Origin of the sequence: Mesorhizobium sp. M1A.T.Ca.IN.004.03.1.1, assembly GCF_003997555.1 — a bacterium.
Lineage (GTDB): Bacteria > Pseudomonadota > Alphaproteobacteria > Rhizobiales > Rhizobiaceae > Mesorhizobium.
On sequence record NZ_RZTV01000003.1, the window covers coordinates 126,012 to 140,451 of the forward strand.

The window sequence follows — 14,440 nt, forward strand, 5'->3', positions numbered from 1 at the left end:
GCCGGCGATGGTCGCGACGGACACAGCAGCCGACGAAAGCCGGACGATGGCGAAATTGCTGCCCGTCATGGCGGCGGTCTTTGCCGGCTTCCTGCTCATCGGCCTGGCGCTGCCCGTCCTGCCGCTGCATCTGCATGACAGGCTCGGCTTCGGCCCGTTCGCCGTCGGGCTGGTGACGGGCAGCCAGTTCGTCGCCTCGCTGCTGTCGCGCATTGGTGCCGGAAACTATGCTGATCTGCGTGGCGGCAAGCGCGCCGTCGTGGTCGGCCTTGTCGCCGCCGCGCTGGCCGGGCTTATCTATCTCGGCTCGCTGGCCTTGCTCGCTCAGCCGACCGCGTCCGCGACGGTGCTCTTCGTCGGTAGGGCGGTGCTGGGCGCGGCCGAGAGCTTCATCATCACCGGCGGCGTCGCCTGGGGCCTGGCGCTTGCCGGCGGACAGAACTCCGGCAAGGTCATCGCCTGGATCGGCATGGCAATGTTCGCGGCGCTGGCGCTCGGCGCGCCGATCGGGTCGGCGCTCCATGAAGCCGGGGGCTTCGCCGCGATCGCTCTCGCCACAATGGTCCTGCCCCTTGCAACACTGCTCGCCACTCTACCGATGCGCGGCGTCAAGGCCGCCGGCAGCGCCGCGCGGCAGTCCTGGACGAGCGTCGCGCAAGCGGTCTGGCTTCCGGGCGTGGGAGCGGCCCTCAGCAGCCTCGGCTATGGCGCGATCCTGTCCTTCGCAGCGCTGCTCTTTGCCGAGCGCGGCTGGCATCCGGTGTGGCTTCCCTTCACCGCCTATGCGGCATCGCTGATCGCGGCAAGGCTGTGCTTCGGCCACCTGCCGGACAGGCTCGGCGGCGCCCGCGTCGCCGCCATCTTCGTGGTGGTCGAGGCGGCGGGCCTTCTATCGATCTGGCTGGCACCGGGGCCGCTCGTCGCGGCCATCGGAGCGGGCCTGACCGGGCTCGGCTACTCGCTGGTCTATCCCGGCCTCGGCGCCGAGGCGGTCGCCCATCTCCCCGCAAGCAGCCGCGGCCTTGCCATGGGGCTCTACACCGTCTTTCTCGACGTGGCGCTCGGCTTCGGCAGCCCGGCGCTCGGCCTGATCGCCGCGTCCGCCGGGCTGCGGTTCGTCTTCCTCGCCGCCGCCGCGACGACACTTCCGGCTTTGGCCATCGCGCTCTTGCTTCGCCGCAGGTCAGCCCGGGCAAGGATGTAACGGAAAGCGCGCCGCCGCTAAGCCGTCTCTGCAGGTCGTCAGATCGGCTCTTCGGTCAGCCTCAGTGCCGGGGCACTTCGGCCCACAACCGGGCGGCAAAGCCGCGCTTGTCGAGCACCCAGGTCTCGCCGGTCACCACCGCCTTGCCGTCCAGACATTTGTAGGAATAGACCGCGTCGTGACCGGTCGCGAAGGCTGGCACGACGTCGGCATTCGGGTTGGTCCTGCAGAATTCGTCCGCGCCGGGATTGTCGCGCGCGGCGTTCATTTTCGCGCAGGGCAGGTTTGCCCCGACGAAGCAGGCCAGCACCTTGCCGTTCATGCAGCGGTAGTTGGCCTGCGCCTGCAGTTCCGATTCCGCCGGCGCGCCCTTGGCGTCCGGAAAGAGCTTCCTGAACGCCTTGACCGTGCCGCCGTAGAGCTCGTGCGAGTAGGCGCGGATCGTATCGTCGTTCTTCACCTGGCGGCACAGTCGATGGAGATTTTGGCCCTTCGCCGCGCTGCCTGAAGCGAGGACCGGGAAGGCGGATGCCGCAAGCAGCACCGAACCGAAAACGCCGATGGTCGAAAGGCAAAATGCACGCATTTTGAACTCCTCGGGAAGGGCGCGCGGCCATTGGGGGCGTGAGGCATGGGATGCCGGCAACCTCCCGCAGCTTGACCGCTGCGATGCCGGGAAGCAATGGGGGTCGCTCGTGCCGCGAGCGGGCGTCGCCAACCTCTGGAACCAAGGCTGTCCCCACGGGTTGAGTTCGGTCGGCCGAGATCGCAAGGCGTTGCAAGCGGCACTTATGGAGTACCCGGCTTTGAGCATTGTCGAGAGCATCAAGAAAGCAGCCGAGAAGCTGACCGGGATCGCAAGACCGGCCACGTCCAGGCTCGCGGATCTGGTTAGGCAGAGGAAAGCCAATGCCTTCCGCCTCAAGGACGACGGCCTTGTTCCGAACCATCCGTCGTGGCCGCTGATCGTTTACCGCGGCGCCGTGACGTTGCCGGACGATCTCGATCCGGCAGCCGTCTTCGAGGAGCTATTCAAGGCGAATGGCTGGAGCGACAGCTGGCGCAACGGCATCTACGACTATGTCCACTACCACTCGCGCATCCATGAGGTGCTGGGCATTGCGCGCGGCACGGCCAAGGTGCGCTTCGGCGGCGACAAGGGCCGCGCGCTCACGGTCAAGGCCGGCGACGTCGCGGTCCTGCCGGCCGGCACCGGTCACCAGCGGCTCTCGGCTTCCGCCGATTTCCTCGTCGTCGGCGCCTATCCGCCCTCCGGCACCTATGACGAATGCACCAAGCCGGAGCAGCACGCGGAAGCGCTACGCATGATCCCGAAGGTGAGCCGGCCGCGCAAGGACCCGGTCTATGGCCGCGACGGACCATTGCTGAAGGCGTGGGGCGAACGCTGAATGCAAGCATCTCGCAATCAAGCGAGGCCATCCCCACCTGCGCCTTCAACAAGAAACAGCGGCCGCCGATTTGCAGGAGTAGCGGCGCGCTTTCGCCTACGGATATTGCGTCTTCGTCGGCGCGTAGGTTGCCGGATCGAAATCCAGCTCCTTGGGCAACGGCTGGCTGGAGCATTGCAGGTGCACCTGGCGGGCAAGAAGCCGTCGCTGTTGCTGCTCATGCTCCTTCACGGCTGCCACCATCCCCATGCTGTACGGGCCGAGCAGCACGCCAAAACCCCAGCCGGGGTGCTCCTTTTCGCGCGCGTCGTAGTCCGAGGCCGCAATGCGGGCCTGCTGGCAGTCCGGCGAGGCCCATTTCGGGTCCTGCTGCGACAGCTTCGCTCCGTAGTCGACCGGAGAGGTCACGCATCCAGCCAGCGCCGCGCTGAGCGCGAGGATCATTGCGATTCGCATCCGCAAGCCTTTCCTAATGTGCGGGCGAGAAAACACACACGGAGGCTTCGGGCAAGCATCCGTCGACGGGAACCAAAATCGCTTTCGAGCTGCAACCGGCCTGCGGGACGCGCGTTGTCGAAGCAGCTTACCTCATGGAGCCCACACCAATGCCCGCCAAGCGTTTCTCTCAGCCCGTCGCAATCTTCGTCGGGCTCGGCTTTCCGCGCGAGATAAACACCGTCTTTGAGGCCTATCAGTTTCTCGACGAATGGACGGGCAGCCGCAGCCCGACCTACGCAACGACCCTCGCGCTGTGCCGGGCGGCGGTCGCGGGTGAACAGGATGCCGAAGCCGCACGCGTCGCCTTCGAAGCGTTCGCGAGGTCGCGCGGCATTCTCGCTGCCGAAGCAATGGAACTGGCCGCGGCGCGTGCCGCGCAGGAATGGATGGCGGCGTGATCGATCGCTATCGATCTGTCAAAACTTCCGGCTGACATAAGGCGATCCGCCGAGGCCGAACCGCCACTGCGCCTCCACGCCCTTCGTGATGCCGATCCTGCGTCCGCTCAAAATAGCGGCCGCGTTGGTTTCCGAGGCGGAAAACTCGAAGGGCGGGGCGATGAGCGACAGGCCGTTATGCGAGCCGTCGACGCCCAGCGCCTGGCAGAGCTTGCCCGGGCCGGAGCAGAGCAGCCTGTCATCGTCGGTTCCCCGCCTGTCGCGCATGGCGGCGATGCCGGATTGCGGCTGGATCGCGCGGATCAGCACGGCGCTGCCCGGCAGGCACACCGCATTCAGGCACCAATGCAAGCCGTAGGAGCGATAGACATAGGCCGTGCCGGGGGCGCCATACATCGGCGCGTTGCGCGGCGTGCGGCCGCGATAGCTGTGCGAGGCCGGATCGTCGGGGCGATAGGCCTCGGTCTCGACAATGATGCCGCCGACGCCAGCGAGGCCGAGCCGCGCGCCGATCAAGGCGCGCGCCACCGTGACGGCTTCGCGCGCGAAGAAATTGTGGTGCTGGGCGTGAGTGCTAGGCGGCATGGCGGTCAACGCTCGTCAGATAGGCCATAATCATCCTGCGGCACTGGCCCATCGCGCGTTCGCCGGCGACGCTGACCGGGTGCCGTTCGATGGCGCGGTGGACCACGTTCTCCAGGAGCGTCTCGATGAGCGCCGCCGCATCGCCCAGATCGAGTCGGGCGCGCTCTCGCGCCGGTGCCGCGCCAGCTGGTTTTTGATGATCCGGTCGCCGACCTCGCGGACCTTTTCCGCGCGATAGCGCCGCGCCAGCGAAGAACCCCAAGCGGGTTCCGCGCGGCTATTGCCTGCGCTGCCGTGCCGGGATTCAAATCCTCGGACCTGCCGAACGATCGACGGCCCTGCTCGCGACGGCAAACACAATCCGCGCCAAGGCAATCCCAATGAGCCCGGCCGCCGCTTTCACGAGCGCATCCTGGAGCCGGGCATGCCGGCCGGGATCGACCGCCTGCAGCAATTCCAATAGGCCGGCCGCGGCGCAGACAAACAGCATTGCGTGCATCAGGCGGGCGCGGAATCCGAAGGCCAAGGCAAGGCCGAACAGGGCATAGGCCAGTGCGCGTTCCATGTTCGCCTCACCGAGATGCGGGCGCATTTGGACGGGTGAGAGGGTGGCAAACGTGATGGCCGCCAGCAGCACGAGGGCGGTAAGACGGGAGATCGAGGTCATTCCCCGCTCATACAAGCGGCAAGCCGGCATAACAATACAGGGCGCTACGCGGCACACGCAAACCGCCAGCGAAAGCTGTCCGGCCGGCCCTGCGCACCGTCTCAGTTCAGCGTTTCATGGAAAAGGTGAACTGCCCTGTCTCTCTGGTCCGACGCAATTCCGGCCGGAGAATGCGCCTCCTTTCCAGCCCGCTCACCCCAGCAGATTGCGCGCCGCGCGCATGAAGATCTTCGAACCGATCGGGATCAGGTCGTCCGGGAAATCGTAGTCGGGATTGTGCAGCGCCGGGTAGCGCTCGCCGGCTCCGAGGAAGAACATCGCCGACTTGGCGCTGTGGCCGAAGATGCCGAAATCCTCCGAGGCGCGCATCGGCAAGGCTTCCTCGCCGCGCGACACGCCTTCCTCGTCCAGCGCGCGCTCGAGATGCTCCACCGCGTCCGGCGCGTTGACGCTGGCCACGAAAATCTCGTGGTAGTTGTGGCGGACGGAAAGGCCGTGTTGGGCGGCGATTCTTGCCGCCAGCGCTTCCGCCGCTGCAACCAACTCCGCCATGCGCTCGTCGCGGCGGGTGCGCAGCGTCGCCCACACCTCGGCGTAGCCGGGCGCAATGCCGAACACCGCTTCGCCCATCGAGCAATGGGTGACCGTGACCATAGCGAAATCGTCGTCGGCGAAAGTGCGGCGCCCGAGCGCCGGCAATTGAGGCATCAGCTCACTGACCGCCAGCATCGGCGAGCTGCCGGTTTCGGGCATGGAGGAATGCGCGGTCTTGCCTTCGAGCACGATCCGCATGCCGCGCGAGGCGCAATTCACCACGCCGGGTTTGAGCCGCACTTCGCCGAACGGCACGCCCGGCAGATTGTGCAGCGAGAAGGCGAAGTCAGGCTGGATCTCGGAAAAGCGCGGATCGGCAACGACGCCGGCCGCGCCATTGCCGGTCTCTTCCGCCGGCTGGAACATCAGCACCACGCGGCCGCGCGCCGGCCTCTGGCGCCCGAACTGGCGGCCGAGCGCAGCCAGGATCGCTGTGTGCCCGTCATGGCCGCACATATGCGACTTGCCCGGCACCTGCGAGGCATGCGCGACGCCCGAAAGCTCGTGGATCGGCAGCGCGTCGAGCTCGGAGCGAAACAGCACCGTCGGCCCGGCTTGCCCGCTGTCATAGACCGCCGCCACGCCATGGCCGCCGAGCCCGGTCAGCACCTTGTCGGGCCCGGTATCGGCGAGGAAGTCGACGACCTCCTTCGCCGTCTTCTCCTCTTCGTTGGAGATTTCCGGCTGCCGATGCAGCTTGCGCCGCCATTCCGTCAGCTCGACCAGGTCTCGGTTGGTCAGGGTCACGTTCGTCTCCGCGTGGTTTGCAGCTCACACAAACACAATAGGGTTCTGCTCGCGCCGTGCCATGCCGATCAATTCAAATAGTCCATGGGTGAATTCGCTGACGCAGCTTGACACATCCAGCGACTATCCCAACGATTTCCGTTGCCAAAGCTCAAAGCGCTACTAGTCGCGGCGCGCTTGGTCGGGGCGTAGAAATGAGCGGTGCGGGCGAAAACCTCGATCTAAAGGAAATCAACGCAATTCGCGCCTTGCTGGCGTCGAAGCCGCGGCCGGTGGGCTGGGACGAACGCCGGGCGCGACTCGACGAGGTCGGCTCGTCCTCGCCGGTCGCGGCCGATATCCGATGCGAGGCGGTGACCTTCAACGACCTCGCGTCCGAGTGGTCCTTGGCGCCCGGGTCCGACACGGACAAGGTGCTGCTCTTCTTCCATGGTGGCGGTTACTGCTCCGGCTCGATCAAAAGCCATCGTCGAATGGTGACAGAGGCCGGCCGGGCAATGAGAATGCGCACGCTTGCGGTCGGCTATCGGCGCGCGCCGGAACATCCCTTTCCCGCGCAGCACGAAGACGCGCTCGCGGCGTGGCGCTTCCTCGCCGAGCAAGGAATCGCGCCGGATCGCATCGTTGTCGGCGGAGACAGTGCCGGCGGCAATCTCAGCCTGTCACTGGTCGGCCGGTTGCGCGCGGCGGGCGAGCGGTTGCCCGGCTGCCTTTGGCTGGTCTCGCCCTGGACGGATCTTTCGATGTCCGGCACGACATTGTCAGCCAAGGACGGGATCGACCCCATCATCCACCGGGCCTATCTGGAGGAATTGGCGGGCGCCTATGTTCCGCATGATGTGGACCGGCGCGATCCGCTGATCTCGCCCTTGTTTGCCGATCTGACCGGATTTCCTCCAATGCTGATCCAGGTCGGTTCCGCCGAGACGCTGCTGTCGGACGCGACGCGGCTCGCCGAGGCCGCCGGCATGGCGGACGTCGAGGCACGCCTCGAAATCTGGCCGCATATGATCCATGCGTGGCCGGTCTGGAATGCGCAATTGAGCGCCGGGCGGCGCGCGCTTCTGAGCGCGGGCAGGTTTGCCCGCGAATTTGTGTAACCACCGGCGGCCAGGCAGGATTGGCATGTTCCCGACCTGACCGCTTTGATGCCGCGCCTGGCAGCTCGATGTCCCGCCCACTCGCGCCCTGCATTTCGACCATTCAGGTAGAGCTTTGGTTCGCGTGTGAGTTCGCCGAGCCCGGCTCGTCGACGCGAAGTTGTCGGCCGCGAGCCGCTAAGCCTTGAAGCTGAACAACCGGAAAAGGTTCGAAGGACTCCTGTAGTGCTCACGCACCTCGCGGAAGCCGGCCCGCCGGCCAAGATTCCGCCAGGAAGACGCCGTCTCAGGGTAATCCATGCTATGCACGTGGGTGGCGAGCAGCAGCCATTCGAGGCTGCTGAGCGCTGAAAAATCTTTGCGCTGCCGTTCCCATCGTCTCATCCAGCCGGCCCGGCTCTCCCACATTTTGCATGTGTTCTCGTAGACCAGAAGCGTCCCGGATGGGCCGACAAGGCGCCGCAGCTGGTGCATGACCTCGAGTTTCTTGTCGAAGCGTAAATGGTGCAAGGACAGGCCGATCCAGGCGAAATCGACAGGCTCCTCCGACGCGGTCAGCCACTCTACGAAATCCCCGCGCCGCAGTTCGGCGGCGCATGACAGACCGGCGACATTGGCGGTTGCCTCATCGAGCGCTGTCCGCGACAGGTCGATGCCGACATAGCGACCGACGGGCAAGCCCTCCAAGGCAGCCGCACTGAACGAGGCGTCTCCGCATGCAAGGTCCAGGAAAGAGAAACCAGGGCGTTGGTTTTGCAGCAACTGGCGAAGCACCGCATAAGCTTCACGGTGAAACAGGTAGTTGTTGTCCAGAACCTTGCGGTAGATGCCCCACATTTCTTGGAACAGGGCAGAGGGGGGCACGGCAACTTCGATCTTGGTGGCGGCGGTCATGGGATCGCTCCTCTCGGTCAGGAGCAATCAAGGTGAAATGCGGGCCGCTAAATGTAGCGAACCGAGGTGCTAAAACTTCCGAAAACTTCCAAAAAACGCCTCATTGCATTAGCGTGAGCTGATGGAGGAGCGGCGCTACAGTTTTGGTCCTTTCTTGCTCGATGCGGGAGCGGGAATGCTTTACCGACGCGGAGTGCCGATTTCGGTAGGCTACCGGGCCATGCTGCTTCTGGAGCGCCTGCTGCGCTCGGCCGGAGTCGTGGTCGGTAAGGACGAACTGCTCGATGCAGCCTGGAACGGACTGGCGGTCGAGGAGGGCAACCTGTCGGTGCAGATCGCCGCCTTGCGCAAGGTCCTGGGCGAGGGACCCGACGCCTCGCATTCGATCCTGTCGGTCGCGCGCGTGGGCTACCGGCTGACCGGCGAGGTGCGGCTTGACGCAAGCGATACGCGAAACGGTGCAGCCGAATCGGACGAAGGGCCGTCCATCGCGGTGACCCGTTTTCGCCTGATCGGCGACGATCCCGAAAAGTCCTACTTTGCCGACGGCCTGTCGGAGGACATCATAACCGGCCTGTCGCGGTTGCGAGGTCTGCATGTGCGTGACCGGAGTTCTTCCTTTGCCTATGACCCGCAGCACATCGAGCTCGATCGCCTGCGCCGCGAGTTGAAAGTCCGCTACGTCCTGCAGGGCAGCGTGCGCCAGTCCGGGCAGGCCCTGAGGATCACGGCGACGCTGAGCGATGCCAGCGCGGGTACGCAGGTGTGGGCGGAACGCTTCGATGTCGAGAGCGGCGATTTCCTGGCGTTGCAAGACCAGATCACCCACAAGGTTATGGCTTCGATCGAGCCCCAGCTTTACGAAGCCGAGCGTCTGCGCCTGCATAGCCGTCCCGCCGAGAGGCTCGACGCCTGGGGCTTTGTGATGAAGGCCATGCCGCATGTATGGACGTGGGGATCCGAGAAAGACCTCGACATGGCCGAGGGTCTGCTCGTCAAGGCGCTTGAGATCGATCCCGACTATGCCCGCGCCAACAGCCTTCTTGCCTGGACGACCGGCGCGCGGGCAGCGCTTGGCCTGACGCCGAAACCCCGTGAGCTGTTGGCCTCCGCCTTGACGAGGGCACAAGCGGCGGTCGTGCGCGATCAGGACGATCCCTGGGCGCATCTTTCGGCCGGCTATGTTCACATGGTGTCGCGAAATTTTCGCTCGGCGGTAGACGAATTGCTGGAGGCGATCGAACGCAATCCTGGGCTCTCGCTCGCGCACTGCATTCTGGGTTCCACCTATGGCTATGGCGACATGGCGGAGGATGGCTTGCATCACCTGGCGATTGCCGCGCGGCTCAGCCCGCGGGATTTCATTCAGGCGGCGATCTTTTCCACCATGGGTATCTGCCACTTCACCGCGGGACGGTTCGATGTGGCGGCCGATCTGGAGCGCCGGGCCGTTCAGCTTCGGCCGGCTTTCGGCACCGCTTGGCGGACTTATGCGGCGACGGCTGCCCTTGCCGGCGATGTCGCCACCGCCGCCGCGGCCTTGAAGGAGGCCCTGCGGCTACAGCCGAACCTCTCGGTGGCCTGGGTCGACGAGCACCACCCCATCGTCAGGCCCGAAAAGCGCGCTCTCTACATCAGCGGACTTCGCATGGCGGGGTTGGCCTAGCTTTGGCTTCAATTGGGTCTTGGTGGTCACGTCGCAGGCCTCGCCTGGCCGATTGCGCACTGCGCCAACAAAGCCATACGATCGAACCATGCCGCACTATCCAGACGCAATGCCCCTGTCGAAGACCCTGTTCGAACGTGCCAGGAAGGTGATGCCGGGCGGGAACACGCGCACCACGGTCTTTGTCGATCCGTTTCCGATCTATGCCTCGCGAGGCGAGGGGTGCAGGGTCTGGGATGTGGACGGCAACGTCTATTACGACTGCATCAACAATTTCACCTCGATGATCCATGGCTACACGCAACCGGATGTGGCCGCCGCGGTGATCGACCAGCTGCCGTTCGGCACGGCCTTCGGTGCGCCGACGGTCAGCGAGATCGAGCTTGCCGAGCTGCTGGTCGAGCGCTTGCCCTCGGTCGACCGGATCCGCTTCGCCAACTCCGGGACCGAGGGGGTGATGATGGCCATCAAGGCCGCGCGCGCCTTCACCGGGCGGCCCAAAATCGTCAAGATCGAGGGCGCCTATCACGGCTCCTACGACTTCGCCGAAGTCAGCCTCGACAGCACTCCCGCCAATTGGGGAGACATGCCGAATTCCACGCCCTATGCGAGGGGCACGCCGCGCGGGGTGCTGGACGATGTGATCGCCGTGCCGTTCAACGACAGCGAAGCGCTGCGCGCGGTCTTCGCCGCTGAGCGCGATACCATCGCCGGCGTGCTGATCGATCCCATGCCGAACCGCGCCGGCCTCATTCCGGCGCGGCAGGATTACCTGCACGCCATGGTCGAGATCGCCCATGCGGCGGGTGCCCTGGTCATCTTCGACGAGGTGATTTCCTTCCGCCTCGGCTATTCGGGCGCGCAGGGGCTGTGGGGCATCGAGCCCGACCTGACGGCGCTGGGCAAGATCATCGGCGGAGGCTTTCCCGTGGGTGCCGTCGGCGGCCGGGCCGACATCATGGCGGTGTTCGATCCGACCCAGGGCAAGCCCGCTTTGCCGCATGGCGGCACCTTCACCGCCAATCCGGTGACGATGCGCGCCGGGCTGGCCGCGATGCGGGCGCTGACCAGGGAAAGCTTTGCCCACCTCGATCGCCTCGGCGCTTTGTTGCGCGACGGCATCGCCGCCTCATTGGGCAAGCATGGTCTTGCCGGCCAATGCGTCGGCCTGGGCTCGCTCTTCAAGGTCCATTTCACGTCGCATCCCGTCACGGATTACCGCTCCGTCTATCCCGGCCAGGCCGAACGCAGGAAGCTCGATGCCTTCCACAAGGGCTTGCTTGGCCGCGGCGTCTTGTCGGCCAGCTATGGCCTGTTCGCGCTGTCGACACCGATGACCGAGGCGGACGCCCGCGCCATTCTGCAGGCGATCGACGAGACCCTGGGCGAGATCGCTCGCCAGTCCTGAGACAGGCCGACAGGAGGATCACGGATGACAGCTTCTCCTCATGTGGTGGTGATCGGCGCCGGCACGTTGGGTTTGTGCTCGGCGCTCCACCTTGTCGAACAGGGCGCGCGCGTGACCGTGCTTGAAGGCCAGTCGATCGCCTCCGGATCGAGCGGCAGGTCGGTCGGCGTGGTCGGGTCGCAATTCACCGATCCGTTCGAGATCATGCTTCGCGTTCATGCGCTGCGCCGCTTCCGCCAATGGGAGAGCCAGGGGCTTGGCTTCAACCATATCGGCTACCTGCGGCTGGCGCGCACGCAGAAGCAGATGGAGCTGTTTGCAAAGTCGGTGGAAATTCAGGAAGCGGCCGGCCTGCGCTCGCGACTCTATCGTGCGAACGAACTCGCGGAACTCGTGCCGCACATCAATCCGGAGGGGCTGGAGGGTGGGTTGTTCGGGCCCGACAATGGCTTTCTCGACCCTCACGAGATGTGCACTTTCCTGGCGCAGGCGGTCCGCACCCAGGGCGGCGAAATCCACCAGTATCGCAAGCTGCTCGGGGTAAGGCGGCGAGCGCGCGGCTACACGCTGGAGACCAGCGGCGATCCGATCGATTGCGATGTCGTGGTCAATGCGGCAGGAGCCTGGGCGCCTCAGGTCGCCGAACTCTTCGGCCAGCGCCTGCACATTTGGCCCGAGCGTCACGAGGCGGTCGTCATCCATCTCGACGAGCCGCTCGGCTACACGATGCCGATGGTCATGGATCTGGTGAACGGCGAAGGCAGCGGCCTCAATTTCCGCCATGAGAAAAGCACCGAACTGATCGCCGAGATCCACAAGGTGGACTCGCTCGCGCCGGAGGACCCCGACAATTACAACGACCAGTGCGACGAACGATCGAAGGTCAGACTGGCGGAGCTTCTCCTCGAGCGGCTGCCGGACCTGCCGGGCGCGCGGCTTGGCCGGGGCTGGGCCGGCCTTTACCCGGTGACCGCCGACCATCGCCCCTTCGTCGGCCCGATCGATGCTTCCGAGCCGACATTGGTGACCGCCGCCGGCGCCGGCGGCTACGGCATCCAGCTGGCCCCGGTGATCGGGCAGATCGCGGCCGACTGGGTTCTTCACGGCGCCCCGGTTTCCGCGCCCGGCACCGAGAGCCTGCTGCCGTCGGCAGCGCGAAACATTGCTCTTAGGTGATTGAGCGATGGAGCTTGGCGGGATGTCGAAGTCCGTGTCACGCGCCTAGGAGCGCGCCGGCATTCTGCAGGCTCGAAACACTTCTTGGGCCGTCGGCGCTTCGCGCGGAACCATCGGATCGAGAGCAGGTTGGTTGTGCATCTCAGTTTGAGAGACAGTCACAGCTCAAGGGAGAACCCGATGAAACTTCCGTACAGAACCACAGCCGCCGCTGCTGCCTTGCTTTTCATGAGCTTCCCGGTCCTTGCCCAGACAAGTGCTGCGCCGGAGCCCACGCCCATTCCGCAGAAGCCCGGACCGACCGCGACACCGGAAACCAACGCCCAACCCGCAGGTCCGACGCGCGAGGTGATCCGCCAGATGATCGACGACGCGCTCCAGGAGAAGCTGCAGGAAGATCGTTCGGCTGAACAGGGACCCCGGCATGGCGGACGTTGGCACCGCGAAGACAGACAAGCGCGGCGCGACGGCGACAGAATGGCTGGCAGACCTGATCGGATGGGACCGCGCATGATGCACCGCGCCCGTATGCAGGTCATGTTCGCGATAGTGGATGCCGACGGCGACGGCGCACTGTCGCAGGGCGAAGTTCAGGATATCGTCGGCAGGATCTTCAACGCCGCCGACGAGGATGGCGACGGCAGCCTCGACCTGGACGAGCTGCAGTCGTTCATGCATGGCTCCGGTGGCGGGCGCATGCGGTAGCGGCTCCGAAGCACATCCAGCCAGAGCGAGGCATCTTGGCCGCCGCTGTCCATGGAAGCGCATATATGTGACGGCCCGGGATTGAGATATATTGCCGCCATCCTTGGGCGCTGACGTTGTTTGAACGGGGGCATGACATGCAGGCGGTGCCGATAGCTCATCCGGCGGAACAGTCCGCCGCCGCCTCGATACCTTCGCTCTCCGGCTATCCGGCCGCGGTGCTGTGCTGGCTGCTGTCGGCCGGCGTCTATATCGCGGCAAAATGGGTGGCGCCGGAAATGCCGCCCTGGGGACTCTGCTTCTGGCGGCTTGCGCTCGCCTGCGCCATCCTGCTGCCGATCGTGCATCGCCATCACGGCGCGATGATCGCGCTTCTCAAATCCCGGCCGCTCGAGATCGCCGCCGTCGGAGCGATCGGCCTGACGCTCTGCCAGGGCATGATCTACCGCGGCCTCGCCGACACCGACGCGACCACGGCCGGCATCATCATGGCGCTGTCTCCGGTCATGACGATGGTGCTCGCGCGTTTCGTGCTCGGCGAGCCGCTCGGGCTTTGGCAGGCGCTCGGCGCGGTGGTTGCGCTCGCCGGCATGCTGGTGATCGTCGCGCATGGCGACCTGGCGGCGCTGCTTCAGCTACAGTTCAACCTGGGCGAATTGTGGATCGTCGGCAGCGCGTTCTGCTGGGCGCTCTACACCGTGCTGGTGCGCCGGTCCAAATTCGGCATCGAGCTGTTGCCGCTGGTGGTGCTCCTGCTCGGCGCCGGCGCGCTCGTCGCCCTGCCTTTCCATCTGTGGGAACTGGTCAACGACGAACGCTCCGCCTTGAACGCCCATGGCTGGCTCGCGCTCGCCTATCTGGCGGGCCCGGGCGGCGCCCTGATGTACTATCTCTACAATCGCAGCGTGGCGACGCTCGGCGCCAGCCGGGCGAGCATGCTCCTCTATCTGCAGACGATGTTCGTCGCCATCCTCGCCTATCTGCTGCTCGGCGAGAGCCTGCATGACTACGATCTCATCGGCGCCGCCTTCATCGTCGCCGGCATCGTGCTTGCCACGATGTTGAAGCCGCATGCGGCTCGCGTCGCCTAGCCCGGTGATGGCAAGTGCAAGGAAAGCGTGTACCGCATCGGCGCGGTCGATCTCCCATGCCCGATGTCCTTCGGGGTTCGAATGACACGGTCTGTCGACACCCTGACACGGGAGCGGCCCGGAGCCCTTGTGGGTTTGGTGGCGAAAGGCAAGGGCCACCGGGCCTAACCGGCGGGGACCTAGTACGGGGACTTCGCTAAGAGGGCACCGGCTGATAGAAATATGCGCTAATGCTAATACAATTGAAACGCATCCCTAAGGACGATGGCCAGACTGGCCAGCTTAGGTAAATATCGGC

At 65.4% G+C, this 14,440-nt stretch carries 16 protein-coding genes; 10 read left to right on the forward strand and 6 right to left on the reverse strand.

Annotated features, from left to right (window positions below; all coding sequences use genetic code 11):
- Nucleotides 1-7 precede the first annotated feature (7 nt).
- Nucleotides 8-1,204, forward strand: a complete 1,197-nt coding sequence (locus tag EOD29_RS10775; protein WP_127246708.1) for an arabinose transporter — start codon at nucleotides 8-10, stop codon at nucleotides 1,202-1,204.
- A 61-nt stretch (nucleotides 1,205-1,265) separates the two neighbouring features.
- Here the strand turns inward: EOD29_RS10775 and EOD29_RS10780 are convergent, their stop codons facing one another.
- Nucleotides 1,266-1,790: a hypothetical protein gene (locus EOD29_RS10780; protein ID WP_127246709.1), complete on the reverse strand. Its 525-nt coding sequence runs from the start codon at nucleotides 1,788-1,790 to the stop codon at nucleotides 1,266-1,268.
- A 220-nt stretch (nucleotides 1,791-2,010) separates the two neighbouring features.
- Between EOD29_RS10780 and EOD29_RS10785 the strand changes: the two genes are divergently transcribed.
- On the forward strand, nucleotides 2,011-2,613 hold the full coding sequence (locus EOD29_RS10785) for a cupin (protein WP_127246710.1): 603 nt from the start codon (nucleotides 2,011-2,013) through the stop codon (nucleotides 2,611-2,613).
- Nucleotides 2,614-2,709: 96 nt separating this feature from the next.
- On the opposite strand, the gene EOD29_RS10790 is transcribed toward EOD29_RS10785, so the two are convergent.
- Nucleotides 2,710-3,069, reverse strand: coding sequence for a hypothetical protein (locus EOD29_RS10790; RefSeq protein ID WP_095824602.1), 360 nt, complete (start codon nucleotides 3,067-3,069; stop codon nucleotides 2,710-2,712).
- A gap of 149 nt (nucleotides 3,070-3,218) precedes the next feature.
- Here EOD29_RS10790 and EOD29_RS10795 point away from each other — a divergent pair, with 149 nt between their 5' ends.
- The gene (locus EOD29_RS10795) at nucleotides 3,219-3,509 is read left to right on the forward strand and encodes a DUF982 domain-containing protein (RefSeq protein WP_095783366.1); all 291 of its coding nucleotides are present in this window, start codon (nucleotides 3,219-3,221) and stop codon (nucleotides 3,507-3,509) included.
- An 18-nt stretch (nucleotides 3,510-3,527) separates the two neighbouring features.
- Here EOD29_RS10795 and EOD29_RS10800 read toward each other — a convergent pair whose 3' ends face one another.
- Nucleotides 3,528-4,094, reverse strand: a complete 567-nt coding sequence (locus tag EOD29_RS10800) for a DNA-3-methyladenine glycosylase (protein WP_127246711.1) — start codon at nucleotides 4,092-4,094, stop codon at nucleotides 3,528-3,530.
- Here EOD29_RS10800 and EOD29_RS10805 point away from each other — a divergent pair.
- The gene (locus tag EOD29_RS10805; RefSeq protein WP_127246712.1) at nucleotides 4,093-4,332 is read left to right on the forward strand and encodes a hypothetical protein; all 240 of its coding nucleotides are present in this window, start codon (nucleotides 4,093-4,095) and stop codon (nucleotides 4,330-4,332) included. The two genes, EOD29_RS10800 and EOD29_RS10805, sit on opposite strands and share 2 nt — an antisense overlap.
- A 66-nt stretch (nucleotides 4,333-4,398) precedes the next feature.
- On the opposite strand, the gene EOD29_RS10810 is transcribed toward EOD29_RS10805, so the two are convergent.
- Together EOD29_RS10810 and EOD29_RS10815 are read right to left on the reverse strand one after the other, a co-directional pair.
- A complete protein-coding gene (locus EOD29_RS10810) occupies nucleotides 4,399-4,761 on the reverse strand; it encodes a VanZ family protein (RefSeq protein WP_067321824.1) in 363 nt (120 codons plus the stop codon).
- A gap of 192 nt (nucleotides 4,762-4,953) precedes the next feature.
- Entirely contained in the window at nucleotides 4,954-6,102 is a 1,149-nt protein-coding gene (locus tag EOD29_RS10815) for an amidohydrolase (protein ID WP_127246713.1), read from the reverse strand.
- A gap of 194 nt (nucleotides 6,103-6,296) precedes the next feature.
- On the opposite strand from EOD29_RS10815, the gene EOD29_RS10820 reads away from it, so the two are divergent.
- Nucleotides 6,297-7,202: an alpha/beta hydrolase gene (locus tag EOD29_RS10820; protein ID WP_127246714.1), complete on the forward strand. Its 906-nt coding sequence runs from the start codon at nucleotides 6,297-6,299 to the stop codon at nucleotides 7,200-7,202.
- A 177-nt stretch (nucleotides 7,203-7,379) separates the two neighbouring features.
- Here EOD29_RS10820 and EOD29_RS10825 read toward each other — a convergent pair whose 3' ends face one another.
- On the reverse strand, nucleotides 7,380-8,096 hold the full coding sequence (locus EOD29_RS10825) for a class I SAM-dependent methyltransferase (protein ID WP_127215219.1): 717 nt from the start codon (nucleotides 8,094-8,096) through the stop codon (nucleotides 7,380-7,382).
- Between the two features lie 175 nt (nucleotides 8,097-8,271).
- Between EOD29_RS10825 and EOD29_RS10830 the strand changes: the two genes are divergently transcribed.
- The 5 genes from EOD29_RS10830 to EOD29_RS10850 all read left to right on the forward strand — a co-directional run bounded on the left by EOD29_RS10830 (nucleotide 8,272) and on the right by EOD29_RS10850 (nucleotide 14,142).
- Nucleotides 8,272-9,762: a winged helix-turn-helix domain-containing protein gene (locus tag EOD29_RS10830; RefSeq protein ID WP_164750424.1), complete on the forward strand. Its 1,491-nt coding sequence runs from the start codon at nucleotides 8,272-8,274 to the stop codon at nucleotides 9,760-9,762.
- 88 nt (nucleotides 9,763-9,850) lie between these two features.
- Nucleotides 9,851-11,170 (forward strand): aspartate aminotransferase family protein, encoded by a 1,320-nt coding sequence (locus EOD29_RS10835; RefSeq protein ID WP_127246715.1) that lies wholly within the window; start codon nucleotides 9,851-9,853, stop codon nucleotides 11,168-11,170.
- Nucleotides 11,171-11,194: 24 nt separating this feature from the next.
- Nucleotides 11,195-12,346 (forward strand): FAD-binding oxidoreductase, encoded by a 1,152-nt coding sequence (locus EOD29_RS10840; protein WP_127246716.1) that lies wholly within the window; start codon nucleotides 11,195-11,197, stop codon nucleotides 12,344-12,346.
- Nucleotides 12,347-12,481: 135 nt separating this feature from the next.
- Nucleotides 12,482-13,051, forward strand: a complete 570-nt coding sequence (locus EOD29_RS10845; protein WP_245322378.1) for an EF-hand domain-containing protein — start codon at nucleotides 12,482-12,484, stop codon at nucleotides 13,049-13,051.
- 137 nt (nucleotides 13,052-13,188) lie between these two features.
- Nucleotides 13,189-14,142: an EamA family transporter gene (locus tag EOD29_RS10850; RefSeq protein WP_067321784.1), complete on the forward strand. Its 954-nt coding sequence runs from the start codon at nucleotides 13,189-13,191 to the stop codon at nucleotides 14,140-14,142.
- The last annotated feature ends 298 nt before the right edge of the window (nucleotides 14,143-14,440 follow it).